The sequence below is a fragment of the Arenibaculum pallidiluteum genome (genome assembly GCF_017355985.1).
Classification (GTDB): Bacteria; Pseudomonadota; Alphaproteobacteria; order Azospirillales; family Azospirillaceae; genus Arenibaculum; species Arenibaculum pallidiluteum.
Window position 1 is genome coordinate 1 of sequence record NZ_JAFIQU010000015.1, and the last position, 23,127, is coordinate 23,127.

At 72.0% G+C, this 23,127-nt stretch carries 29 protein-coding genes; 7 read left to right on the forward strand and 22 right to left on the reverse strand.

Annotated features, from left to right (window positions below):
* Window positions 1–116: 116 nt before the first annotated feature.
* The 6 genes from JUB13_RS23070 to JUB13_RS23095 form a co-directional block, all read right to left on the reverse strand.
* Window positions 117–653: a 3TM-type holin gene (locus tag JUB13_RS23070; protein ID WP_207483113.1), complete on the reverse strand. Its 537-nt coding sequence runs from the start codon at window positions 651–653 to the stop codon at window positions 117–119.
* A gap of 3 nt (window positions 654–656) precedes the next feature.
* On the reverse strand, window positions 657–1,325 hold the full coding sequence (locus JUB13_RS23075; RefSeq protein WP_207483115.1) for an N-acetylmuramidase family protein: 669 nt from the start codon (window positions 1,323–1,325) through the stop codon (window positions 657–659).
* Window positions 1,325–1,630, reverse strand: a complete 306-nt coding sequence (locus tag JUB13_RS23080; RefSeq protein ID WP_207483117.1) for a hypothetical protein — start codon at window positions 1,628–1,630, stop codon at window positions 1,325–1,327. The genes JUB13_RS23075 and JUB13_RS23080 overlap by 1 nt, the downstream gene beginning before the upstream one ends.
* 126 nt (window positions 1,631–1,756) lie before the next feature.
* Window positions 1,757–2,911: a hypothetical protein gene (locus JUB13_RS23085; protein WP_207483119.1), complete on the reverse strand. Its 1,155-nt coding sequence runs from the start codon at window positions 2,909–2,911 to the stop codon at window positions 1,757–1,759.
* 1 nt (window position 2,912) lies between these two features.
* Window positions 2,913–3,272: a hypothetical protein gene (locus tag JUB13_RS23090; RefSeq protein ID WP_207483121.1), complete on the reverse strand. Its 360-nt coding sequence runs from the start codon at window positions 3,270–3,272 to the stop codon at window positions 2,913–2,915.
* Entirely contained in the window at window positions 3,269–4,780 is a 1,512-nt protein-coding gene (locus tag JUB13_RS23095) for a hypothetical protein (RefSeq protein ID WP_207483123.1), read from the reverse strand. Before JUB13_RS23095 ends, JUB13_RS23090 begins: the two co-directional genes overlap by 4 nt.
* A 47-nt stretch (window positions 4,781–4,827) precedes the next feature.
* On the opposite strand from JUB13_RS23095, the gene JUB13_RS23100 reads away from it, so the two are divergent.
* Window positions 4,828–5,373 (forward strand): class I SAM-dependent methyltransferase, encoded by a 546-nt coding sequence (locus JUB13_RS23100; RefSeq protein WP_207483125.1) that lies wholly within the window; start codon window positions 4,828–4,830, stop codon window positions 5,371–5,373.
* 150 nt (window positions 5,374–5,523) lie between these two features.
* Here the strand turns inward: JUB13_RS23100 and JUB13_RS23105 are convergent, their stop codons facing one another.
* The 15 genes from JUB13_RS23105 to JUB13_RS23175 form a co-directional block, all read right to left on the reverse strand.
* Window positions 5,524–6,285, reverse strand: coding sequence for a hypothetical protein (locus tag JUB13_RS23105; RefSeq protein ID WP_207483127.1), 762 nt, complete (start codon window positions 6,283–6,285; stop codon window positions 5,524–5,526).
* Entirely contained in the window at window positions 6,282–7,259 is a 978-nt protein-coding gene (locus JUB13_RS23110) for a hypothetical protein (protein ID WP_207483129.1), read from the reverse strand. Before JUB13_RS23110 ends, JUB13_RS23105 begins: the two co-directional genes overlap by 4 nt.
* Before the next feature lie 7 nt (window positions 7,260–7,266).
* The gene (locus JUB13_RS23115) at window positions 7,267–7,518 is read right to left on the reverse strand and encodes a hypothetical protein (RefSeq protein WP_207483131.1); all 252 of its coding nucleotides are present in this window, start codon (window positions 7,516–7,518) and stop codon (window positions 7,267–7,269) included.
* A gap of 13 nt (window positions 7,519–7,531) precedes the next feature.
* Window positions 7,532–7,819, reverse strand: coding sequence for a hypothetical protein (locus JUB13_RS23120; protein WP_207483133.1), 288 nt, complete (start codon window positions 7,817–7,819; stop codon window positions 7,532–7,534).
* Window positions 7,820–7,830: 11 nt separating this feature from the next.
* The gene (locus JUB13_RS23125; RefSeq protein ID WP_207483135.1) at window positions 7,831–8,460 is read right to left on the reverse strand and encodes a hypothetical protein; all 630 of its coding nucleotides are present in this window, start codon (window positions 8,458–8,460) and stop codon (window positions 7,831–7,833) included.
* A 1-nt stretch (window position 8,461) separates the two neighbouring features.
* Complete coding sequence (locus tag JUB13_RS23130) at window positions 8,462–8,659, reverse strand: hypothetical protein (RefSeq protein WP_207483137.1); 198 nt, start codon at window positions 8,657–8,659, stop codon at window positions 8,462–8,464.
* Window positions 8,659–9,516 (reverse strand): hypothetical protein, encoded by an 858-nt coding sequence (locus JUB13_RS23135; protein WP_207483139.1) that lies wholly within the window; start codon window positions 9,514–9,516, stop codon window positions 8,659–8,661. The genes JUB13_RS23130 and JUB13_RS23135 overlap by 1 nt, the downstream gene beginning before the upstream one ends.
* 3 nt (window positions 9,517–9,519) lie before the next feature.
* Window positions 9,520–10,146 carry a phage adaptor protein gene (locus JUB13_RS23140; protein ID WP_207483141.1) on the reverse strand — a complete coding sequence of 209 codons (627 nt, stop codon included), beginning with the start codon at window positions 10,144–10,146 and terminating at the stop codon, window positions 9,520–9,522.
* Window positions 10,147–10,269: 123 nt separating this feature from the next.
* Window positions 10,270–11,445, reverse strand: a complete 1,176-nt coding sequence (locus JUB13_RS23145) for a P22 phage major capsid protein family protein (protein WP_207483143.1) — start codon at window positions 11,443–11,445, stop codon at window positions 10,270–10,272.
* A 24-nt stretch (window positions 11,446–11,469) separates the two neighbouring features.
* On the reverse strand, window positions 11,470–12,324 hold the full coding sequence (locus JUB13_RS23150) for a hypothetical protein (RefSeq protein WP_207483145.1): 855 nt from the start codon (window positions 12,322–12,324) through the stop codon (window positions 11,470–11,472).
* Between the two features lie 139 nt (window positions 12,325–12,463).
* Window positions 12,464–14,452, reverse strand: coding sequence for a portal protein (locus tag JUB13_RS23155; RefSeq protein WP_207483147.1), 1,989 nt, complete (start codon window positions 14,450–14,452; stop codon window positions 12,464–12,466).
* Between the two features lie 47 nt (window positions 14,453–14,499).
* Window positions 14,500–15,756: a PBSX family phage terminase large subunit gene (locus JUB13_RS23160; RefSeq protein WP_207483148.1), complete on the reverse strand. Its 1,257-nt coding sequence runs from the start codon at window positions 15,754–15,756 to the stop codon at window positions 14,500–14,502.
* Window positions 15,746–16,093, reverse strand: a complete 348-nt coding sequence (locus JUB13_RS23165; protein ID WP_207483150.1) for a hypothetical protein — start codon at window positions 16,091–16,093, stop codon at window positions 15,746–15,748. The genes JUB13_RS23160 and JUB13_RS23165 overlap by 11 nt, the downstream gene beginning before the upstream one ends.
* A gap of 155 nt (window positions 16,094–16,248) precedes the next feature.
* The gene (locus JUB13_RS23170) at window positions 16,249–16,851 is read right to left on the reverse strand and encodes a hypothetical protein (RefSeq protein ID WP_207483152.1); all 603 of its coding nucleotides are present in this window, start codon (window positions 16,849–16,851) and stop codon (window positions 16,249–16,251) included.
* A complete protein-coding gene (locus tag JUB13_RS23175; RefSeq protein WP_207483154.1) occupies window positions 16,848–17,456 on the reverse strand; it encodes a DUF6456 domain-containing protein in 609 nt (202 codons plus the stop codon). The genes JUB13_RS23170 and JUB13_RS23175 overlap by 4 nt, the downstream gene beginning before the upstream one ends.
* A 135-nt stretch (window positions 17,457–17,591) precedes the next feature.
* Between JUB13_RS23175 and JUB13_RS23180 the strand changes: the two genes are divergently transcribed.
* The gene (locus tag JUB13_RS23180; protein WP_207483156.1) at window positions 17,592–18,341 is read left to right on the forward strand and encodes a S24 family peptidase; all 750 of its coding nucleotides are present in this window, start codon (window positions 17,592–17,594) and stop codon (window positions 18,339–18,341) included.
* 82 nt (window positions 18,342–18,423) lie between these two features.
* Here JUB13_RS23180 and JUB13_RS23185 read toward each other — a convergent pair whose 3' ends face one another.
* Window positions 18,424–18,669, reverse strand: a complete 246-nt coding sequence (locus tag JUB13_RS23185; RefSeq protein WP_207483158.1) for a hypothetical protein — start codon at window positions 18,667–18,669, stop codon at window positions 18,424–18,426.
* A gap of 179 nt (window positions 18,670–18,848) precedes the next feature.
* Between JUB13_RS23185 and JUB13_RS23190 the strand changes: the two genes are divergently transcribed.
* The 5 genes from JUB13_RS23190 to JUB13_RS23210 all read left to right on the forward strand — a co-directional run bounded on the left by JUB13_RS23190 (window position 18,849) and on the right by JUB13_RS23210 (window position 23,122).
* On the forward strand, window positions 18,849–19,136 hold the full coding sequence (locus JUB13_RS23190; RefSeq protein WP_207483160.1) for a hypothetical protein: 288 nt from the start codon (window positions 18,849–18,851) through the stop codon (window positions 19,134–19,136).
* A 197-nt stretch (window positions 19,137–19,333) separates the two neighbouring features.
* Window positions 19,334–19,633 (forward strand): antibiotic biosynthesis monooxygenase family protein, encoded by a 300-nt coding sequence (locus tag JUB13_RS23195; RefSeq protein ID WP_207483162.1) that lies wholly within the window; start codon window positions 19,334–19,336, stop codon window positions 19,631–19,633.
* A gap of 165 nt (window positions 19,634–19,798) precedes the next feature.
* The gene (locus JUB13_RS23200) at window positions 19,799–20,485 is read left to right on the forward strand and encodes a gamma-glutamylcyclotransferase (protein WP_207483164.1); all 687 of its coding nucleotides are present in this window, start codon (window positions 19,799–19,801) and stop codon (window positions 20,483–20,485) included.
* A gap of 243 nt (window positions 20,486–20,728) precedes the next feature.
* Complete coding sequence (locus JUB13_RS23205) at window positions 20,729–21,724, forward strand: LysR family transcriptional regulator (protein WP_207483166.1); 996 nt, start codon at window positions 20,729–20,731, stop codon at window positions 21,722–21,724.
* 582 nt (window positions 21,725–22,306) lie between these two features.
* Window positions 22,307–23,122 carry an alpha/beta hydrolase gene (locus tag JUB13_RS23210; protein WP_207483168.1) on the forward strand — a complete coding sequence of 272 codons (816 nt, stop codon included), beginning with the start codon at window positions 22,307–22,309 and terminating at the stop codon, window positions 23,120–23,122.
* Window positions 23,123–23,127: the final 5 nt, after the last annotated feature.

Here is a 23,127-nt window from a genome sequence, read left to right on the forward strand (position 1 = left end):
CGAGACCGCCTGGAAGATCTACCAGGCCATGCTCAAGGAAGAGGGCTGACAGCCCCGCCGCTGACAGTCCGCCGGCGCCACGGCCCCGATCGGGGCCGCCGGACCGGTCGCGGGCGTCAGCCCGCGCGGGTGGACAGAGCGGCCTGCTGCCAGCCCGGCGCCTTCTCGGACGAGCGCTTCCAGACATAGACGCCGAGCACGGCGAGGCCGAGCCCCCAGAGGGCCGTCGTCTCGGCGAGGCCGCGCAGGATCTCGCCCGCCCGGGCGGGATCCGCCACGATGGTCCAGGATGCGGCAGCCATCTGCGCGCCCCAGCTCAGCGCCATCACATAGCCGAAGAACGGACGCATCCGCCGCACGAACGGATCGGACGAGGCCGCCTCGGCCTGCATGCTCGCATTGACGATGCGCAGCCGCTCGGTCTCGTCGCGCTCCAGTGCCAGCAGCGTCTCGGCGGCCATCCGCTGCGCCTCCAGCAGCCGGGCGGGATCGGCGCGCAGGGCCGCGGCCAGCGCCTGGGGGGTCGAGGGTCCGCTCCCCGCCAGCACCTGGACCGCGGGGACCAGCCGCTCGGCCAGGCGGCCGGCCTTGTCGTCGGCAAGGCCGATCAGTGACGGGATCAGCGGCGCCAGGGCCGCGATGAAGGGCAACATGCCTCAGGCCTCCTCGACGGCATGCCGCTCATAGGCGGCGGCGAGCCGGGCATCGTAGCGGTTGCCGGCCTGGCCAGGACCGTTGTAGCGCCGGGCGAAGGCCGTCCAGTCGCGGGCTCGCAGCAGCGGCACGAGGCCGCGTGCCCGCACGAAGGCCAGGAAGGCATCGAGCTGGGCGGCCTCGTCCCGCGCCATGGCCCGCGCGAAGCTCTCGGGATCCTCGAAGCCGCACAGGCGGTGGTTCTCGCCGAGGATCTGGAACAGCCCCCAGGAACAGGCCTGCAGGGCCGCCGGCCCGTTCAGCGCCGCCGCGTGCGCCAGCCGCTCGTGCTGGTGGGCGCCGGCCGGTCCATAGGTGCCGGGACCGCCCCAGCGCGGCCGACTGAGGCCGGGATGGGATGCGTCCCAGCGGCCCGCCGTCAGGCGCGAGAAGACATGCGCCTCGAACAGGATGCGGGGGCGCCGCGGCGGCGCCTCGTCCAGGAAGCCGCCCCGGCCGCCGGTCTCCACCGCGATCACGGCGGAGAGGACCGCGGGCTCGCATCCGAGGGCCGCGGCCGCCCGCGCCACGTCGGCATCGGCAAGCGGGGTGCCCGGTCCGCGAAAGGCCTGCGGCGGCGCCCCTCGGCCTGCGCTGGCGCCCGTGATGCCACCCACCATCGCCGGGCCCATCACTCGGCTCCCAGGCGGCGCTGGCGGAAGGCGGTCTCCAGCCGGCTGTCGATGCGCTGCAGCCAGTTCTTCATGTCGTGCAGCGCCTGGCCCTGGCGGGCCATCTCGGCCACCATCTCGCGGAGCTCTCCGGCCTGGCCGGCGGCCGCCTCGGAATGGGTGCGGCGCCAGTCCTCCAGCGCCTCGATCCGGCTGTGCACGCGCGAGACCTGCCAGGCGGCCCTCAGGGCGAACCACAGGAAGGCGGCCGCGTGGACAATCAGGGCGAGGCCGACTCCGATAAGGGCGACGGTCGGGATCTGCATGGCGGGCTCCTTTCGGGAACGGAAGCGCAGGAAGCCCGACGAAGGGCGGGCGCCGGACCGGGGGGCGCGAGGAAGGGGCACCCCGGGCGCCGGCCCCGGGATCCTGCAAGGGGACGCCGGCTGCCTTCAGAATCCGAGGAACCGGCCCAGGGCATTGCCACCGCTGAGCAGCTGGCCGCCGGTCAGGATGTTGAAGGCGTTGCCAGCGCCCGACGCGGCGCCCAGCAGGCCGCTGACCAGGCCGGGGCCGCTGCTGGCGGTGGTCGTGGTGGTCGGAAGCGGGCCGCCCAGCGCCGCCTGGCGCACGCCCAGCATCTGCACGGGATACTGCTGCCGGCGCAGGTAGTCCTGGTAGGCCGCGTCCAGCTTCGCCTGCTCGGTGTCTCGCTCCAGCGTGCCCGCGCCCAGCGCCGCCCGGGCGCCGCCGAGCTCGTACTGCTGCTGCTGCATGCCCAGGCCGGACAGGATGTTCGCGGCAGACAGGCCGAGATTGGCGCCCTGGAGCCCGAGTCCGGCATCGGCCTGGGCGGCCTGGAGCGCGTTGGCGTAGTTGGCCTGGTTCAACGCCGCCGAGGTGCGCGCCACCGTGTCGAGATAGGCGCGGTCGGTCTCGGCCTGGGCGACGTCGCCCTGGGAGCCGAAAGCCCCAGCCCCCGCCATGCGGGCGCGGGTCCTGTTCTGGACGATGTCGTTCTGGCGCGACAGGTCCGCCAGCGTCGAATCGACGACCGCGCCGGCGAAGGGATTCATATAGGCCGAGAGGTCGGCCTCGCGGACCGGGGTGGGGCTGTAGCCGGCGATGCCGCGGGCCGTCTGCTCCGCGGCCGCCAGCGCGCCGCGCCCCCAGTCGGCGGACTGCAGCCGGTCGACGGCGCCCTGCTGGGCGGCGGACAGGCCGGCCACCTGCGGCACGCCCGTGAACTGCCCGGCGGCGAGCTCGCTGTCGAACTGCCGGCGCAGGGCGGGGTTGGCATCCAGATAGACCGCGAACTGCCCGCCCTGCGCCTCCCCCTGGAAGCCGTAGTTGCGGGCGACCTGGTTCCGCTGGTCCTGGGTCAGCGCGCCCCACCGGCCCGTGACGGGCTCCGGGGCATAGGGCCTGTAGGGCTCGCCCGCGAGATGGTTCGCGGCCGCGATGTTGCCCCGGATCTGTCCGAAGACGTCGTCCCGGATCTCCGCGGGATAGGAGGAGGTCTGGGTCTGCGACGAGCCGCCGCCGAGGCCCGGGACGGCCCCGAACCGCAGGTCGCGCGGCGCGCCGGGGATCACGATTGCCAGCATGTCAAAGCTCCTTCACCAGCAGCACGGCGATCTTCCGGACCTCCGGGATCGCCCTTTCCCAACCCGGCCGCCCCAGGATCTCGACCCGGGCGCAGCCCTGCGCCGTGGCCCAGGCCTCGACGCTGCGAACCATGTCCCTCAGCCGTTCCAGCGCCCCGCCGCCGAGCCAGACGCGGCACGCCCGGAGGCGGTCGTAGGCGACGATCTCGGTCACCAGCGCGGCGTCGGGCGCCGGCCAGAACTGCGCACGCCCGGCCAGAACCCTGGCGCACACGTCGTCCAGCGCGTGCGTGCCGCCGGCATGCTCCAGCGCCGCCGCGAGCCACGGGCCGCAGCGCTCCCATTCGGTGGCGAAGCTCATCGGCGCTGCCCGGTCTCGACGAGGTCGAGGCGCAGCGCCCCGAGCCGCAGGAAGCACGGTGCGGCCGACCCGGCGAAGGCCAGCGCGACCTGGCGCGCGGCAATGCGGGTGTCGACCTTGCCCGTCGCAGGACCGACCGTGTAGGGCCCCGCCATCCGCGCGCCGGATGGAGGATAGGCCCGGCCCGACAGGGACAGGGAGAAGGTTCCCTGCTGGTCCTCGGTGTCGGGGATCACCGAGCGCACGGCCATCAGGCTGGAGCCGTCCCCGATATCGATGGGCGCGCTCTCGAACCGCCAGGAGAAGGCGCCGCCATCCGCGGAGAAGCCGCGTTCATGGAAGTAGATCCGGCCGCCGGCGCTGACCCCGATGGGATAGTCGAAGGCCTTTGCATCCGTGAATGCCGTCCGGTCGAAGCTCCCGCAGGTCCAGTGCCCCTCCAGGTGGTTGTAGGCGACGTAGCGCGAGACCTCGTTGCCGTCCCGCGCATCCGGGTAGAACCACCAGATCTCGCCGTACTGGGTGACGGAGGCGGCGAAGACCTTGTCACCCTGGGCCGCGGCCAGGTTGTCCATCACGTCGCGGCGCAGGGTGCAGGGGATGGCCTGCGGCTCGCCGCCGGCCCAGACGAAGAATTGCCCGTTGGGGGCGAGCCAGTAGGCCGAGCCGCCGGCCAGCGTCACCGCGTTCGGCCCAAGCAGCCCGCAGTTGCCGCCGAGGGTGGCAAAGCTGAAGACCAGCGGCGGGTCGCCCACATAGCGCATGCCGAACAGGTGCGTGTCCGACCAGATCAGGTTGATACCGCGCGAGGCCAGCCCGCGGACGAGCCTGGATCCGCCGGAAAGCACGCGCTGCACGGCCGATGTCGTCGCGGAGGGCGTCCATTCGGTGTTGTCCTCGATGTCCGAAGCCCGGACGCACATGGGGTCGAAGGCGCCGTCGAGATTCGTGCAGCCCACGACGACGAGCTGGCGCTCGGGCGTCACGAAGACCGCATTCGCCCGGTCAGGCGCGCCCGCAATGCCGGCCGCCGCCGCGCCGCCGTCCAGCCGCCATTCGTAGATCTTCCCGCCCCTGGGATTGGCGATCAGGTATTCGCCCCAGTTGTCGAGGCTCCAGGTGCGCGGGAACACGTCCCCGGTGGAGGCTGCGCCGTAGGTCCCGCTGCCATAGGCGCCAGTGCCGAACCCGGCCCCTCCGAGCCCGTCGACCAGCCCAGCGGCGAGGCCGGCCGGGGTGATGTCGTACACGGCCCCGCCCTGGTAGGCGTAGAGGTGGCTGTGTGTGCCCAGCCCGATCTGCCGTTCCCCCGCCGTGTCCGCCCAGGTGTGGATGCCCCGGCAGACCCCGTCCACCGTGTCGGTGGTGACGCTCTCCCAGCCGCCGATGGTCTGCGGCCGCCCCTGCACGAAGCGCACCTTGTCGGCGTCCACGAAACGGCCTTCCGCGGACAGGGGCGTGTCGTCCTTGAAGATGCCGGGAAGAAGGGGGATCTTTATGAGCGCCATGGAAGCTCCTGCTGACTGGCCCGTGCCGATCCGCTAATTTCCGCGCCATGACGGCACCCATCCTCCTGCACATCGGCGGTCGCCAGCGGCGCGACGGCTGGACGATCCTCGATGCCGAAGCGCGGCCGGAGGTCGACATCGTCGGGTCCTGCACGAACCTCCGCATGTTCGCGGACGGATCGGTGCAGCAGATCTACGCGTCCCATGTGGTGGAGCACCTGGACTTCGCCCGCGAGCTCGCGCAGGCGCTGCGGGAGTTCGGCCGCGTGCTCGCCCCCGGCGGCGTGCTGATGATCGCGGTCCCGGACCTCCGGGAGCTCTGCAGGATCTATCTCAGCCCCGGGCTTTCGGCCCAGCAGCGCTGGGGCGTCATGGAGCTGATCTACGGGACCGGGATCGGTCCCTTCGACTTCCACAAGACCGGCTTCGACTTCGAGACGCTGTCCTCGATCCTGGGGCAGTTCGGGTTCGCCGACATCCGCCAGGTGGAGCGCTTCAACCTGTTCCACGACACCAGCACGGCGCGTGTCTCGCTTCCGGGCTTCGAGAACGTCCAGTACAGCCTGAACGTCACCGCCGTCCGGCGGCCCTGACGAGCCCGGTCCGCCGCAGCGGGCCCGATCCGTCCGCCTGCGGCGCTCCTCAGTGCCGCAGCGCTTCGGCCACCCGCTCAACCACGCCGGCCCAGTCGCCCGCGCGGTCCTGCCGGAACAAGCGGGCGGTTGGACAACGCATAGAAGCCGCTATGGGACGGTGAAAACCTGATCGGTGCCTGTGTAATTGAAGACGTGTTGCAAGCCATCCATGGTGATGGTGATGCGCCCATTCTGCCCGTTTGAACCGAAGCCGCTGGGAATCACGAACCCTCCAGCCCCGCCGGTTCCGGCACCATTGTTGTTATTCACTCCGGTGAACGTTCCAGCCCCCGAGGGGGTGAGTGTGCCGCCCACATGACCACCGGTCGACGCCGGGTTTCCGCCCGCCCCACTCGCACCGCCCTGCTGGCCGCTTGTTGATGTGATACCGCCGCCGCCAGCGCCGCCTCCGGGACCTTCGATGGGAGCCGACTGTCCATTCGCGCCCGTCGACGCGCCGGAACCGGTGTGGGTTGCCTGGCCAGCACCGCCGGGTGCGAAATGGCTTCGTCCCCCTCCCCCTCCGCCGGCACCTGCACCGGCCCAGGGCACGCCATTGAAGTAGATCACACTGGCTTGACCGCCGTTACCACCGTCACCGCCATTAGAATTTAGGAGGCCCGTGCCCCCAATGCCGCCCTTGTGGCTGTTCGCCCTCGCGCTGGAATAGCCGATGTTCCCGCTGCCGACGACGAGGTCGAGGACCGTTCCGCGCTCGAGCGTGGCGTCGAAGCGAACAACCTGACCGTCACCACCTCTAGCGCCGGGGTTCTGAAGGTTGGCCTGTCCGCCCTGGCCTCCCGCGCCGACGATCTCGAACGAGACCCGGCGCGCCGAGCTCGCCAGCATCGTCCCCGCGCCGGGGATCATCGGATGTCCCTCGTCAGGGCCGCGTGGATCTCGGTGCCCGATACCACGAGGTAGTCGAGCCGGTCGACGCGGGATGCGGCCGTGGTCAGGACCGGGGCGCTGGCGCCCGGGAACTTCCAGTGGCTGCCATAGGCCAGCGTCCGCGAGCCGGTGGCGTCCTGCCGGATGATGATGGACCCGCTCTGGCCCTGCGCGAGGTTGGTGGGGTTCGCCAGGGTCCGGTTGCCGCCGAGCGTCACGGTGAAGAAATTGGCGTCGGCGAAGTCTGGGGTGATGGTCGCCCCGTCCGCAAGGGCGGCGATCTTGCCCCGCTGCGCCGCCGTGAAGGTGTGGCTGACCGGCTCGATGGCGGCGTTGACGCTGGCCCAGGTCGCCGTGGAGCCATCCGTGGTCAGGAAGTGCCCGGCGCTCCCGACCTGGCCCGGCAGCGCCCCGCCCGCCATGCTGAAGGCCGTGTTGTCGACATAGCTCTTGGTCGCCGCATCCGCATTGGCCGCCGGCGCCGGGAGGTTCGTCAGCCGCTGCCCGTTCAGGTCCACGGCGCTCGCCGGAAGCGGAAGCTGGTCCAGCCGCGGGCCCCCGCGCCGGGCGTCGGTGCCGTCGCAGTAGACGAGCTGCGGCCCCGGGCGCAGGGCATAGCCCGCCTGCCCCGAGACCTTCATCGTCAGCGAGAAGCCCGCCCGGACGGTGCTGTCGACGACCAGGTACCATTTCTCGACGCCCGGGATCACGACGTCGGAGTTGGCCGCTAGCGTGCCCGACAGGACGAGCACGCGGTTCCGCGCTTGGTCCGGGACGTAGTTCGTGCTGGTCAGGGCCGTGGTGGCCGAGGTGATCGCGATGGTCTCCACGCCGTCCAACGCCTCGTCCACAAGGTCGATCACCTTGGTGTTGAGGTTGGAGCCCCAGACGTTGAGGTTCTCGCCGGTGGCCTGCTTCTCCAGGCGGTTGCGGGTGGTTGGCGTGCTGGGCATGGGTCCCTCACGAGATCACGGTGCGGTCGGTGACGCGGCGCCAGGCCGCCCCGTCGGAGAAGGCGGGCACGGCGCCGCCGGCGGCGTCCGTCACGTAGATGAAGCAGTTCGGATTGGCGCCCGCCGCGGGCAGGTCCGCCTTGGCATAGCCGGGCAGGCGTACGGGTCCGCGGCGTCGGCGCAGATCCTCCATCTCGGCATTGACCTCGGCGGCGAAGCGCTGCGCCCAGCCGGGCGCGCCGGCATCCATGCTCGCCATCGCAGTCTCCCGGTCAGCAGTCGGCCGCGTCGGCCCACCCCTCCGACGCCTTCACGGCGGCGTAGAGCTGCGCCCGCGTCGGCTCGATCCCGTCCTCGGGGCCGTATCCCATCTGCGCGGCGGAGACCCGCAGCGTCGCCGCGGCGACGGCCCGGCTGCCGCCATGCCGGGCCCCGTCGGAGACGTAGCCGTGCAGCACCACGTCGGCGCAGCGGTCTGCGTAATAGGCCTGCATACCCGCGATTCTGTGGTAGGTCGCATCGATGCCGAATTCCGTCGGCACGGACTTCCTGAGAGCCATGGGGCGATCCTTCAGGCGATGGTGGCGAGCTTGCGCGTGTTGCCCGCGCCGTCGCGGATGGTGACGAAGCCGTTCACCGGCCCGTCGGCCGAACCGGCATGGGTCCCGAAGCGGACGAGGCCGGAGCCCTTCGGGACCAGCCACAGGTCGATGGCCGCATCGGCGCCGTGCACGGCGATGGCGGGTGCGGCCCCGGACGGGGCGCCGGTGAGCTGGAGATGGTTCACCGCGCCGGGCACATGGCCGATGGCGAGCTGACCCGCGGTGAAGCCGCCGGTGTAGAAGGTGATCCCCGCCCCGCCCTTGGACGAGAGGCTGAGGCCGATATCCGCGCCCGTCCCCGCGACGCCCAGCCGCGGCCGGGCGCCCGCGGCAGTCTGCGCCCCCTGGATCTCGACCCGGGCGTCGGCCCCGGGGGCCGGAACCACCCGCAGCCCTTCGGCGCCGGCGGTGCCGCCGAGAATGGCCGTCCCGGCCGCCGTCAGCGTCCCCGTGAAGGCCGGCGCGTCGAGGGGCGCCAGCAGCGCCAGCGCCGCCTGCACGGCCTCGATCTCCGATTTGGCGGCGGCGAAGTTCGCCCGCACGGAGGCGGTGGTCGGCGCGCCGGCGACCGGCACTGCGGGATCGATGCTCGATGCCATCTCAGACCTCCGTCCAGATGGTGGGCATTCCGGCCTCGGACGCCGTCCAGGCACCGGGGGTGCCCACGTCCCAGACCGATCGCGCGAGGTTTCCTTCGAGGTCCCAGAGGCTGGCGCCCCTGTCCCACCGGCTGGCGGCCCCGTCGAGCCGCCCGTACCGGGCCGTGCCCGCAGCCACGGGCGCCCATGACGTCGGCATCAGCGGCTCCGGATCCGGCGGCCGGCAAGCAGCAGCCCGCCCCCTGCCGCCGCGCCTGCCGTTACCCCGGCCGGCGGGACCGGGACGTCCCGCCCCGCAAGGCGGATCCGGCCCGGTTGCGCCGCCGCCGCGACGCCGGCGGCCGAGCGGCCCTCGGCGCCGTGCTCCGACGCGCCCGAGGCGCCCGAGGCGCCGGGCATGCCGAGCCCGGCATAGCCGGTGTCCACGCCCATGGGCTGCCCCGTGATGGCGGAGGCGAGCGAGCCGAGCCCGTAGGCCGCCGCATGGGCTGCCGTCGCCGGCATGCCGATGAAGGCCGACATGGGGGCCAGGGCGATGTCCTGGGCGGTGATGCGCCCAAGCGGCGTGTCCAGCACGGTCGGCGACAGGTCGAGCATGCTTCGGCCGTAGCCGGACCCGGACTCCGCGACCATGCCGGTGAGGTCCTGGCCCAGCCCGGCGTCGAGCGACGCGCCCAGGACCGATCCGACATCCATCCCCGGCACCGGCCCCGTATGGCCCATGCCGACCGCGTCGTGCACGGCTTGGCCCACGGCGGCCGCCAAGCCGTCGTAGCCAGCGGGTTCGCCATGGCCGCCCGCGGTTCCGTCCCCGGAATCCCCGCCGCCGAACGAGCCGCCGACGCCTTCGTCCGAGCCGCCCGGGCTGTCGCTGCCATAGCCGAAGGCCGGAACGCCGCCGGGACCCGCCCAGGCCGGCGCGCCGCCCCGGTTGGCCTGGAGCAGCGCGATCTCGTCCGCGTTGACATAGGCCAGCATGTGCGGCTGCCCGCCCAGCACCGCGGCGCGCGGAATGCCGAGCAGGCCTTCGCGCGGCCTCCCCTTCAGAAGTCCCATGGTTCAGCTCCGTCGTGGCGCAAGGCCGATCTCGGTGACGAGGCGCGCGGTGCCGGCGCGGCTGGCGTGGTCGGCGACCTCCAGCGCGTCCAGGCGTTGGCCGTAGAGCGCCTCCCAGATGGCGAGGCGGGCGTCGTCCAGGAGATAGGGCGCCGCCTGCAGGAGGGATCCGTAGAGATAGAGGTCCGGGCATTCCCGCAGCAGCGCGTTGACCGGCGCGGCATCCGACAGGGGCGCCGGACGGGCGTAGTAGATCAGCTCCACCGGCTGGGGCGCGGCCGGCGCGGGATGGACCGTGATGCTGGCGCCGACCACGGCATAGACCTCGGGCATGCCGACGGCGCCGTCCTCCTTGCGCCGCTCCATGGCGTCCAGCGCGATGCCCATCAGGAGCAGGGGCGGGCTGGTGGCGAGCTTCAGCGAGACGGCCTCGAGGAAGTCGTCGGGGAGGGATTCGTATTCCTCGTCCAGGACGGCCGTCGCGCGGACCAGCATCTGCCGGATGCGCGCCGTGCGGAAGAGCTGCGCCTCGGCGAGGGCTACGAAGCTCGGCACGACATCAGCGAGGTCGTCCCGCTGGAGCCAGTCGGCGACGGCCGCCTTCAGCTCGGCATAGGTGGTGATCGCCATGATGCATCCCCGATAACGTAAGCCCGATGTCGGGCCCGATGACAGGGCCCCGATCGCGGAAGGGGCGCCCCCTGGAATGCTCCCCGGGGCGCCCCTTCCGCTTTTGGATCCCGGCCTTCGCGCCTACCGGTTGGCGAGCCGGCAGGCGAGCTGCGGGCGCACCGTCCGGTAGCCGTAGAGCACGTCGAGCCGGCACGGGAACTTGTCGGCGTTGATGTCGTACTGGCGCACGATGCGCAGGCTGATGCCGTCGAAGACCTCGCGCGCGGCGAAGTCCACGCCCTTGGGCATCACCAGGTCAGCGGTCGCGAAGGCGAAGGCGTCCTGGTGATAGGCCATGGAGATGCCGTGTGCCGTGCCGGCCGGCCCGGCGAAGGTGATCGCCGCGTTGTCGGCCGGGGCGGCATTGACGTTCTGGCCCGCCCCCGTGGTCACGATCGCCGGGCTGAACGCGATGCCGGCGGTGCCGGACGCCGCTGGCGCCGTGACCACGAACTGCTGCAGCACGCCGGTACTGGCCTTGGTCTCCGGATGGACGCGGAAGACGCCGGCGATGGTGAAGACGTCGCCGGCGCTGATCGCGCCCGACCCGGTGTCCACCACCAGGGCGGAGCCGGTCTGTCCCGCGCCGTTGACGAGATAGCCCGCCCCGGCCCCGCGGGCATGGCCGGGCCACAGCGTGTTCTCCATGAAGTCGAAGCCGGCGCTGCGCCCCATGTAGCCCTCGCGGTACTGCTTCGCGAGGGCGGGCCCGTCCTGGAACAGCCCCTTCAGCGCGTCCACCAGGTCCACGTTGTCCTGGGTGTTCAGGTTGCAGGCGCGGTCGGCCGGGGGCGCTAGGGCGTCGCCCAGGATCTTGCGGCCCTGGAGGATCTTCGCGAAGGACGCCGCGGCTCCGTGGTTGTCCACCTGCTGGTAGACGTCCCTGTACATCGACATGGCGTCGAACTCGATGTTGGCCGCCAGGACCGACATCGCGGGCTCCAGGATCCGCCGGCTGAAATCGTCCAGGGACAGCGTCAGCTCGACCGACGAGAAGTTCAGGTCCACGCCCTTCTGGGTCGCGACCTGCAGCGTCACGCTGGTCTCGGCGGTGTCCTGGGGCGACAGGGTGGCGCCGCTGCGCACCGTGTACTGGTTGGGCAGCCGGATCTTGAGGCTGTCGCCGATCTTGGCGCCGGACTGGGCGAAGCTGTCGTCGTACTGACGGTTGATGGAGCCGATGAAGTTCAGCTTCTGGTGGAGAATACGCAAGGCCTCGCGGGTCACCTGCGTGGGGGTGAGAAGGCTGTTGGCCATGGTCGTCCTTTCCTGGGAGACGCGTCAGCGACGGCGCTCCAGCTGTGCGTTGCGGTGCCGCATCCAGTCCTCGATGCCCATGCGCTCCGGGTCCCTCGTGGCAGGGGTCCTGCCCCTGCCGACCTGCGTGACCGGGACCGCCTGGGGCGCCGGGGGGTCCTTCGCGGCGGCGATCTGCTTCTCCAGGAGCTGCTGGCCGATCCAGGCAAGGTGGAGGATCCGCACGGCGCGCGGGTCCTCCACCCCGGCCAGCTCGTCCGGCCGGTAGCCCTGCCGGGTGCCGAACTCCGTCAGCTTCTCCTGGAGCTCGGGGCCCCAGCCCCGGATCTCGCGGGCGAGCACGTCCTGGGCTTCCTGAAGGCGCCTGGCGCGTTCGCGCTGCGTCTCCTCAGACCGCTGCTGCTCCCTCTGCAAGAGATGTCCCGCCAGCTCCTGGCGGGCCTCCTTGACCTGCTGGTACTGGCGCCAGAGGCTCTGGGCCCGCGCGGGGTCCTCGGCCTCGAGCTGCTGCCAGTCCACGGCCCTGTACCGCTCGATCTCGTCGTCCAGCGCGACCAGCCGGGCGCGCTCCTGGAAGTCCTGGCCGAGCGCCTGGGCCTGCTGGGCCAGGGTCCGCTCGCGCTGCTCCAGTGCCCTGCGGGTCTCGGCGACCTCCTGGGTCTTGCGGGTGTAGTCGGCCTGCATCATCAGGGCGCCCTTCAGCGCCTTGGGAAGGCGGTACTTCTGGCCCTCGTGCTCGACCTCGTCGGTGTCGTCCTCGGGCACCCGGCCCCCGGTGCCGACCTCCGCCCCGGCCTGCTGCCCGGGCCCGTTCGAGACTTCCGGGGCCGGCGCGGCCTCCGGAAGGCCGGCGGCGAAGTCCAGATTGGTCTCTTCCATCAAATCCACTCCTCGGGGGTTGGTGGTGGCAAAGAAAAAGCCGCCCCGAACGGAGCGGCTTGGTCCTTTCGGACTGGCCGTGACCTCGGACGCCGACAGTGTCTGCGACGCGTCCGGCGCCGCGAGTAGCCTCGCCGTCTTACATTCCCCGCAGCGGCGCGCCGGGAGCGAGGTCCGGAATGATCGCATCCCCTCGCACGGCCTGCGCCGCGGGCCCTGTCGGCTGCCCGGCCTGCCGCAGCTTCGCCATGGCCTCGATACGCCTGGTCTCGGCCTCGAACGCCTTGATCTCGAGCTCCCGCGCCTTGATCGCGGCCTCCGCCTCGAGCGCCCGGTTTTCCTGGGCGAGCCGCCGGATCTCCGCCTGCATGCCCTGGATCTGCTGGGCCATGGCGGGATCCTGAGCCTGCGCCCGCTGCGGCAGGAGGGACTGAAGCCGCTCCGCGACCGTGTCCGCCTCGGGCCAGTCCAGGTTCTTCGCCAGCAGGTCGCCCAGCACGGGAGCCGCGGCCGGGAAGGCCCGGATCAGCTCCGTCATCTGGGCTGCCGCCTCCTCGCGCTTGGTCGTGAAGGACGGGCCGGCCCGGACGACGAGGTCGTACTTGCCCGCCGAGAGGTCGTACATGCCGGCCTGCTGGCCGACCTGCTGCCCCGCCTCCTGGCCCGCCTGCTGACGCTGGTCGTCCGCGGCCCGCCCGCTGACCGCCACGGTCCGGGGGGTGCCGTCCTCGCCGAGCACGCGGACGACCCGCTCGCCCGTATAGACCGCCGGGATCAGGTCCAGGAGGATCCGGCCGGTATGCCGGATGGCGCGGGTCAGGTTGTCGATGAAGTGGAAGGTCGCGGTGTCGCCCTCGCGTTGCCGAGCCAGGATGGCGCGGCCCGAGGTCTCGTTCCCCGCGGCGCCCAGCGAGGCGTCGTGCAGGCCCATGATCGCCTTCAGGTCGTCGGCGGCGTTCAGCGCCTCCTGCAGGGCGCCGGCCGGCACGCCGGCGAAGGCCTGCCGCTGGGGCGGCACCGGCCCGTCATATTCGAGATAGGGGTGCGACTGCGTGTTGGCGGTGGCCCATTTCGATTCGTCGGTCTTGAAGGCGCCGCGCGGCCCCACGAAGGGCGCCTTTGGCGCGAGTGCGACGAGTTCGGTGGAGGTGGTCCGCCAGTAGTTGAACATGCGCTGCGGGTCCTTGGCGTCGCGCACCAGCGAGCGGAAATGCCGCCGCCCCTCCACGTTCACCTCGTCCCCGTAGACCGGGACGATGGGGATGTAGCGCCCGGCCCAGACCGTCTCCTCAAGCACCTCGGCCCCGGTCACGATGCGCTGCGTGACCTTCCACGACCGGCTCTCGCGCTCGCCGACGACCCGCAGGCCCAGCGCCTCGAAGGCGTCGCGCGCCGCAGCAAAGCGCCCGGCCTCGACGACCGTCCCGTCCGACAGGCGCAGGATCGTGCGCAGCACCTCCTCGCGCTTCCACCATTCCGCGACCAGCACGCCGCCGTCCTGGAGCCAGGGCCCCTCGACCCCCGCATAGCCCGCATCCCAGCCCGCGGGCTCGGCGCCCTTGTAGGCCGCGGCGAAGACGTCGCGGGGCAGCAGCTCGGTCACGAAGGCCGTGGTCCAGTCCGAGGAATCGGCCGCCGTGGAGCGGGGGTCGCCATAGACCGTGAAGGGGTTGGCGACGCGCTCGATGCGGATGTCCTTCTCGAAGCCGTCGTCATGGGCATAGCCGATGCCGACGCGGAGATAGCCGATGCCGCAGGTCACCGCGCTCTCGGCCGCCGTGTCGTAGGCGATGTCGGCGTCCGAGACGTATTCGATGTTGCGGATCAGCCCGTTGATGACCTCGGCCGTCGCGGGGTCGGCCCGGTCGTCGGCCGGGCGGACACGGATCGACGGCTTGTTCTGCCGGGCGTCGTTCACGACCTGTCGGATGAAGGCCGGCAGGCGGTTGATGGTCAGGCAGGGGCGCTGCTCGCGCTCGCGGGCCCGGCGCACGGGCTCGGGCCACTGCTCGCCCAGCCGGGCGAAGCGGATGTCGTCCAGCGCCTCGGCCCGGTTGTGGGCCTCGGCCTCCTGGCACAGGCGGAAGGCCTCGCGCGCCTCCGCCAGGATGTCCTCGTCCCTGGCCATGGATCTCTCTCTTTCTCCGGTCGTCGGCAGTGGTCACCCCATGGTGCTCACCCCATCCAGCCGCCGGCGCCGGCCGGGCGGTCCGCACCGCGCCGCGGCGCCAGCCCCGCCTCGGCCAGAACCAGGGCGAGGTACCGGAAGGCGTCGGCGGCGTGGCTCGCCTGGTCGTGCAGTGGGTTACGGCCGAAGCGGCCGGTGTCGGGGTCGACCTCGTAGCGGTAGTGGCGCAGCGCCTGCAGCCCCTCGGCGCAGCGGGCCTCGTCGAACCAGCAGCGCGGGAAGACCGTGCGGGCGGCGTTGATGCCATCGGCCACCGAGATTCGGGGCACGATCTGCACCGTGCGGCCGAGCTCGCGCATCTGGCTCTCGATGGTACGGCCCGAGGCCGCCAGCAGCTCGGCCCGGGCATCGTGGGGCAGCCAGTCGACGCCCCAGACATAAGGCCTGCGCTGCAGCTCGGCGACGTACCAGGCGATGGGCCGCTGGCTCGCCTGGAGGAAGTCGAGGATGCGGAATTCCAGCCCCACGGTCTGGGCCATCCAGACCGACACGCAGTCCGACCAGCCGAGATCCCAGAAGCAGTGCACGTGCATGGACGCATCGTGGGGCACCCGGCCGAGCCGCCCCTCCTCCGCGGCCTGGCGCAGCTCGGCCGCATAGACGGCGCCGTCCACGGTCTGGCGGCAGTGCCCCTCCCAGACGTTCAACCAGGCGTCGCGGTCGCGCATGCGCAGGTCCTCCATCTCGCGGCGCAGGACCTCGGGAAACCACGGGTTGTCGGACCAGTTCACCTTCACGACGACGGCGCCCGCGGGCGGCGCCAGGACGAAGCGGCGGTAGGTCTCGTCCTCGGCCAGGGCCGGGTTGAAGCTCACCCAGATCTCCGAGCCCTCCTTGCGGATGGTGGGGATCAGCGTGTCCCAGGAGGACTTCGTGACCGCCTGCGCCTCCTCGACCCAGGCGATGTCGATGCCCTCCTTCGACTTGATGCTGTCGACGTTGTGGCGCAGGCCCGCGAAAAGGAACTCGGTGCCGTTGGCTCCTCGGATCGTATCGGACAGCACCGTGTAGAAGCGCGAGAGCCCCAGCGCCCGGACCTGGTCGGCCAGCAGCCGGTGCACGCTGTCGCGCATGGAGCGCTGGATCTCGCGGGCGCACAGCACCCGCAGGGGCCGCGCGGTTCCCTGGATCAGCAGCGCCCGGGCGATCCCCCAGGACTTGGCGGCTCCGCGCCCGCCGTAGAGCACCTTGTAGCGCGCGGGCTCGAACAGGCAGCGGAGCTTCGCCGGGAACTCAGCCCTCACCGCCGGGCTCGACAAAGGCCACCTCGATGCGCTGGAGCACGGGCCCCCCGTCCTTCCCCGTCAGCTCGGTCGAGGCCAGGGCCGGCCGCTCGTAGCGGATCGCGGCCTTGGCGGCGCTGACGCGCAGCGGCCAGTCCTGGCCGGGATCGGCATAGACCGCCTTCAGCACCGCATGGGCGTCCGTCAGGGCGTCCGTCGGCGCATCCGCCCGGGTATCCGCGGATGCGCCCGCCGGGGCATTCAGGGCGGTTCCGGGCGGGGCGCCCGCGCCGGGGTCAGCCCGTTCCGCCCTGGCGCGGCGCGGCCGCCTGCGCGGCTTCTCCGAGTCATCGGTCATGGCACGCCCCGCAGCGATCCGTGGCCCGGAAACGCGAAGCCCGCCGTCCCCGGGGGAACGGCGGGCCCAAGTCCCAAGCTCCATTTGAGACTATCAGGCGCCGCAGCGCCGTCAAGGATTATTTTCCTATAGGCGCTTTTTCCAGCGCATTTTCCTCAGGCGGCCGGAGCGGCGCGCGCCGGGCGCGCGACACCGAACGCCTCGGCCGCGGTGTCCAGCGCGCCGCGCAATGCCACCAGCCCGTCCGGCCAGCCGGGGCCGAGGCGCGCCGGCATCGTCTCGTCCATGCATACGCTCTCGGCCAGCGCCAGGGCGAGCGCGCGCGGCGCCGGCAGGGCCGCGCGGAACGCCCGCATCTGGCGGTCAGCCCTGCGCCAAGCCCCGGCCTCGTCCGGCGGCTCGCAGGGCGGGGGGTCGAGCGGCATCGCGTCCGGCGGCACGGAAGAGACGGCGTCGAGCCGGTGCGAGCGCGGGTGCCTGTCCGGCGACTCTGCAAGGCGCGCCCAGCGTCGCCACGCGCCCGCCAGTGCGCAGCCGCCGTCGTGCTGGCGCTCGCTGATCCAGCCGCGAAGCAGAAGCAGGCCCAGCACCGTGCCTGCGCGGGCATCCAGCGGATCGACGCCGGCGCCGCAGCGCTCGGCCCGGCGGGCCAGCAGTTCCGCCGTCATGGCGGGCTCGGTCCGGCGCTGGGCGCGCGACGGGCGCCCGTTCGGCTCGCGCAGGACAGTGGGGTTGCGCTTGCGTCCGCGGCGGCTCATGGCGTCGGTCCTTTCGTGTTTCCATGGCTGGTGGATATATCCCGGGCATCTCCCCGGGGATCCCGCTCCGGCAGGGCGCCGTAATGGTCGACCAGGCAATCCAGCGCGACGGCCAGCAGCGGCAGGGCCGCCTGCTCCGGCAGGTTGCGCCGGCGCGCCCATTCGCCGGCGGGCCTGTCCAGGCAGCAGACATGCACCAGCACGGGCGAGAGGCGGATGCCGACGGCGCGGATCGCCGCCTGCATCCGCCGCGCCGCCCCGGCCGCGCCGCCGCCGGACCGGAGCCGGCCCGGGTGGCGGGAGCAGGGCCAGTCGGCATATTCCTCGACCAGGGCGCGCCCGCCTCCGGCCTCCTGATAGTCCGCCAGCAGGCGGCGCCCGGCCTGCCAGCGCCACGTCGCCCAGTCCTGAGCCCGCGGGCGGCCATCCCGCGGGATCAGCGCGCCCCGGGCGAGATACCGGTCCAGGCAGGACTGGGCGGGGCGGTTCTGGGCAGTGCGGGCGTCGGTGGCTCGGGCCTGCGCAGCGTCGCATGCCGCGGCGGGCGTGCGCCCACCGCCAGGCACCGGCCTGGGCGACTCCGCTGCCTCGATCGTGGATTTCACGGCTGTGGCCTCGTCGTTCGGGACGATCCCGCAGGATCCATTTCCGACACTCAATCACATCGCAATATGATTCACAAGTGCTTCTCACAGCACTATGATATCACACCGCAATGTGAACTGGCGTAGGGTGCATCCATGAACGATCTGTCGGACCGGCGCCGCGCCGCGCTGCGGCGCTTCATGGCCGCTCATGGGCTGAGGCCGTCGAGCTGGGCCCGCGCGGCGGGGCTCAGCGTGAACGCGCTGAACAACTTCCTGAACGGCGCGACCCAGTCCCTGAGCCAGGGTACGCTGGAGAAGCTGGCGGCGGAGCGGGGCGTCCCGGTGTCGGAGATCCTGGGCGATGCCGCGCCCGAAGGCGCGCGCGGCGCTCCGGACACCGTCCGCGCGGGCGCCCGCCCTCCCGCCCCGCATCCGCCGCACCAGCCCTTCGCGCAGCAGGCCCAGGCGCCGCGGGCGGATGCGCTGGTGGGCGACAGGGACCTGCCGGTCTATGCCAGCGCCCAGGGCGGTCCCGGCACCATGCTGATCAGCTACGAGCCCATCGAGTGGGTGAAGCGGCCGGAGCCGCTGTTCGGCGTGCCGCGGGGCTTCGCGCTCTACGTGGTCGGCGATTCCATGACGCCCGCCTACGAGCAGGGCGACAGCATCCTGGTCCACCCCACCCGCCCGCCCCTGCCCGGCGACGACGTGCTGGTGGTCCTGGGCGCCGCAGAGGACGGGATGTACGAGGCCATGGTGAAGCGCCTCGTCGCCATGGACCACCAGCGCCTGAAGCTTCGTCAGTGGAACCCGCCCCCTGGCGAGGAACCCGAGTTCGAGATCCCGCGGGTGGACGTCACAGGGATCCACCTGGTGGTCGGCAAGTACAACCGGCGCCGCTGAGCGCCCACCACACACGCCCACCGCCCCCCGGCACGCGCTGCCCGCCGCTCTCCGCCCATCGGACGGCTTCCGCGGGAGCCCCTCAGCCCGGCAGCTCGGGCACCTGGCCCAGGCGCGCCAGGACCACGGGCTCGTCCCAGGCGCCGCTCTCGCCATGCTCCACCTGCAGGACGTCGACGCCGACGAAGCCGGCATCGCCGGCCAGCAGGCGCTCGCCCCTCCGGCAGGCCGCCTCGGCGCTGGCCGCCGCGAAGGCGGGGCATGGCTGAAGCCCGCCCTTCCGTCCGCGCATGTAGGGCCGGCAGATGAAGACGGCGGCTTGCGCCATGGCTTTCCCTCCAGGGTTCTCATTATGTTCTCATCCCGCGCAAGGTTCTGAGTCAAGGGGTGGCGGGCAACGGGCCCGCGCGGCGCCCCATGATCACATCACAATGTGATTTCTACTTGACGTGCCGAGAGGCCCGATGTGACGATCGCGACCCCGGCACAGCGGCTGGAGCGCAGCCAATGGACCCCGCCAATCCCACCCTCGACGAGCTCCGGGCGGAGCTGCGGCGCATCTGGCGCGTGCGGCTCGGCGGCGAGGGCCGCCTGTCTTTCACACTGGCCATGGAGCCCGGCGAGCCCTGCCACCTGACCCATTGGGTCCGCCCGGCCGCAGCGGAGCTCGAGGACTGCCGCGCGGTCGGCTCGGGCTCGCCGGCCCAGTGCCTGGACGCGCTGGAGCGTTACGGCGCGGCCTACCGCCGGCGTCCGACCGAGGCCGAGATCGCCGCCATGCTGGGACTTTCCTGAGCCGCGGCCCGAACCGCGGCCCGAACCGCGGCCCAGTAGCCCGAGACCTCGGCAATGCTGGCGCAATCCTGGCGCGCCGCGCTCCACCATTCGGGCGGTTTGACTGCTGCCCGCTGCGCCTGCACAGTAGGAATCGGTGAGGTCCACACGGCAGGCAGCCAGCCGCGCCGGGCAATTCCAGCAGCGAAGGCCCCGATATGATTCTGGAGATCGCCGTCCTCACCATCAGGCCCGGGAGCGAGGACGCATTCGAAGCCGGCGTGCGCGCCGCTGTGCCCCTGTTCCGCCGGGCGCGCGGCTGCCATGGCATGGAACTGCGCCGCTCGGTCGAGAGCCCCGGCCGCTACCTCCTGCACGTGCGGTGGGAGACGCTGGAGGATCACACGGTCCATTTCCGGGGCTCCGCCGACTTCCAGGAATGGCGCCGCCTGGTCGGCGATTTCTTCGAGGGTCCGCCCGCGGTCGAGCACGCGGCCGTCGCTGTCGCGGGATTCTGACACCCCACCCGGTCGGCGGCGAGCCGGCCTGAGCCCCGTGGCCGAGTAAGCGCCGGCGCCCGCGCCGCAACACTCGACCCAACCGCCATCCCCCACGCGTCGAGCCCCGACCCGCCCGCCCACAGCCGCGGGCGCCGGGCTCTGCGCCACCAGGGAGCTCCAGGCATGACCTTCCGGATCACGCGCGACGCGCTGGCCAGCGGCGCCGCGCTGGACTTCATTCGCGAGGAGATCGGATCATCCCCCGAATGCGGGCACGTCCTCCTCAGCGAGGCGGAGCTCGCCCGCTCCATGGACGCGGCGCTGGCCCCCTGGGACCGGCGCAGCGACCTCTGGCTCTTCGGCTACGGATCGCTGATCTGGAACCCAGCCTTCCACCATGCCGAAAGGCGCATCGCCCTTCTGCGGGGCTGGCAGCGCAGCTTCTGCCTGTGGATGCGCATCGGGCGCGGCAGTGTCAGCCAGCCCGGGCTGATGCTCGCGATCGACGAAGAGCGCGGCGCCACCTGCCGGGGCGTCGCCTTCCGCATCCGGGCCGCCGAGGTGCTGGACGAGCTGCCGCTGATCTGGGTGCGCGAGATGGCGACCGGCGCCTATGACGCGCGCTGGCTGCCGGTGGAGACTGCGACCGGCACCGTCCAGGCTCTTTCCTTCGTGGCCGACCGCGGCCACCCGCTCTATGCCGGCCACATGCCGGACGCCTTCGCGTCCGCGCTGATCGCCGATGCGTTCGGACGCGGCGGAAGCTGCGCCGAGTACCTGTTCAGCACCGCCGACCACCTGCGCGAGATCGGCCTTCCCGACCCGCATCTCGACGCCCTGGCCGCCAGAGTGCGCGCGCTCCGCGGTTGAGACGCGGGTACCCGCCCGGGATGCGGCCGCGATCCCGGCCGTTACGCCGGAGGTAATCGACGGCGCGAATCGCCTGGGGCTTTCTCGACAGCATCCGAGAGCCCGGGAGAACGCCCATGAGAGCCCATCCGTTGTCCGCCGCCTCATCCCCTCGGCCATCTCGACAGGAGGTGCGCGGCGCGGTTACATCCCTAACGATGGGGGCCCGTCCCTTCGACGGGCAGGGGGAAGGTCGGACCGGCCATGGACAAACTGCATGCGATGCGCGTCTTCATCCGTGTCGTCGAGGCCAACAGCTTCTCAAAGGCGGCCGACACGCTGGGCCTGCCGCGCGCCTCGGTGACGACCACCATCCAGAATCTCGAGGCCTCGCTGGGCGTGCGCCTGCTGCAGCGCACGACCCGGCGCCTCAGCCTGACCATGGAGGGCGCGGCATATTTCGAGGGCGCCTCGCGCATCCTCTCGGAGCTGGAGGAGGTGGAGGCAGCCTTTTCCACAGCGCGCAAGAGCCCGCGCGGCCGGCTCCGCGTGGACATGCCGGGGTCCATCGGCCGGCTCGTGATCATTCCCGCGATCCACGAGTTCCACGCGCGCTATCCCGAGATCGAGATCATGATCGGGCTCAGCGACCGCCCCATCGACCTGGTGCAGGAAGGCGTGGACTGCGTGATCCGGGTCGGCGACCTCCAGGATTCGAGCCTGATCGCGCGCCGTGTCGGCGCCCTGCAGCGCGTGACCTGCGCCAGCCCCGCCTATTTCGAGAAGCATGGCCGCCCCGGGGGAATCGAGGATCTGGACCGGCACCTGGCGGTCAACTACTTCGGGACGCGCACGGGACGCATCGTCGATCTCTGCTTCGAGCGGGACGGCGAGATGCAGGAGGTGCGCATGCGCAGCATCGTGGCGGTGGACGACGCGGACGCCTATGTCCGCTGCGGACTGGAGGGGCTGGGCATCATCCAGCCCGCGCGCTTCATGGTGCTGCCCTGGCTCAGGAACGGCTCGCTGGCCGAAATCCTGCCGGAATGGCGCCCGCGGCCCATGCAGATCTCGGCGGTCTACCCGCACAACCGCCATCTCTCGCCCAAGGTCCGCGCCTTCGTGGACTGGGTCGCCGAATTGCTGGAGCAGTGCCCGCTGATGCAGGGCGAGGATTTCGTCGACGGTCTCTGCGACGGAACCCCGCCCGAGCCGCGCCGAATCTTCGACGGGTATCCCAGCGCGACCTGCGTGCTCTGAGCCTGCTGGCGCGGGCTTTCCGGACGATCGCGCACGGAAACCGGACTTTCCGGTATCGCCGCTGCCTCGGCCGGCCCGTAACCTGGGTCCATGTCGCAGCGGCCGTCACAGGAAACCCGGAGCGCCCGTTCCATGAGCGTCTTCACACGCCCGCCGGCCACCTCGGCCGGAAGGCCCCGTCGGACGTCCTCGGAACCGGCGGGCCCGTTCGCGTGATCGCACGCGATCCCACCTGGTGCCGGGCGGGCGCCGTCTCTGCCCCCGGCCTCGGGGACCTGCCCCGCGACGACAAGGCGGAGATCACACCCGAGGTGCCGGGAAAGCTCGCGCGCCGCCGGCGGACTCCGTCCGAGGCCGGCAGGTTGATGGAAAGCGGAGTCTCCGAGCCCCCGCAGATACCGCCCAGGCCACGCCCAGGGATGCGGCGCCGTCGCGGGCTGCGATTGTTTGTCGCGGACGAATTCTGTTCCCGGAAACGCGACATTTATTCATCCGCGCCGGCCACCGAAATTGTGCCCCGCAACAAGCGGGAGGGGCGCTGGGCGCCCGGACGGCATGGTTATCGGGGCTGGCAGGATCGGAATGGACGCAGCCGGTGCGCAGGCTCCGGCGGTGGAGGACCGCAGCATCGCGGGCCCGGAGCGGACCGTCCGGCTGCGCCTGTACCGCCCGCAGGCGGCGGGGCCGGTGCCCTGCGTGCTCTATTTCCACGGAGGCGGCTTCACCGGTGGCGCGCCCGAGACGGACGAGGCCGCGGCCAGCTTCATCGCCGAGGCGGTTCCGGCTCTGGTGATCTCGGTCGCCTATTCGCTGGCGCCCGAGCATCCGTTCCCGGCCGCCGTCCTCGACGCCTATGAGGCGGCGCAGTGGGTGCAGGCCCAGGCGGGACGACTCGGAGTCACGGCGGCCGGGCTCGGCGTCGCGGGCCATGAGGCCGGAGGTCACGTCGCCGCGTCGCTGACCTTCCTCGCGCGGGACCGCGGCGACGTGAGCATCGCGGCCCAGGCCCTGCTGGGGCCGATGCTCGACCCCAGCCTGACCCGGGTCCGCCAGGCCGCCGCTCCGCGCGGGGTGGCATTCGGGCAGAGCATCGCCGAATGCTCGCGCTGCTACCGGGCCTACCTGCCCGATCCGTCCTCGCGCATGCACCCCTATGCAGCGCCTCTGGATTCCCGCCGGCTCGGCCACCTGCCGCCGGCCCTGATCGTCACCGCGCAGGACGCCGCCCTGCGCATGGAGGCCGAAAGCTATGCGGAATGCCTCGCCCAGGCCGGCATCCGTGCCGAGGTGAAGCGCTTCCCGGACGCCTCCCAGGCGTCCCTGTCCACCCACCGGCCCGCCCTGGCGGCCGTTTCCGAATTCTTCCGCAGGCGCCTTGCGCGCGCCGGCGGAAACTGAACCGC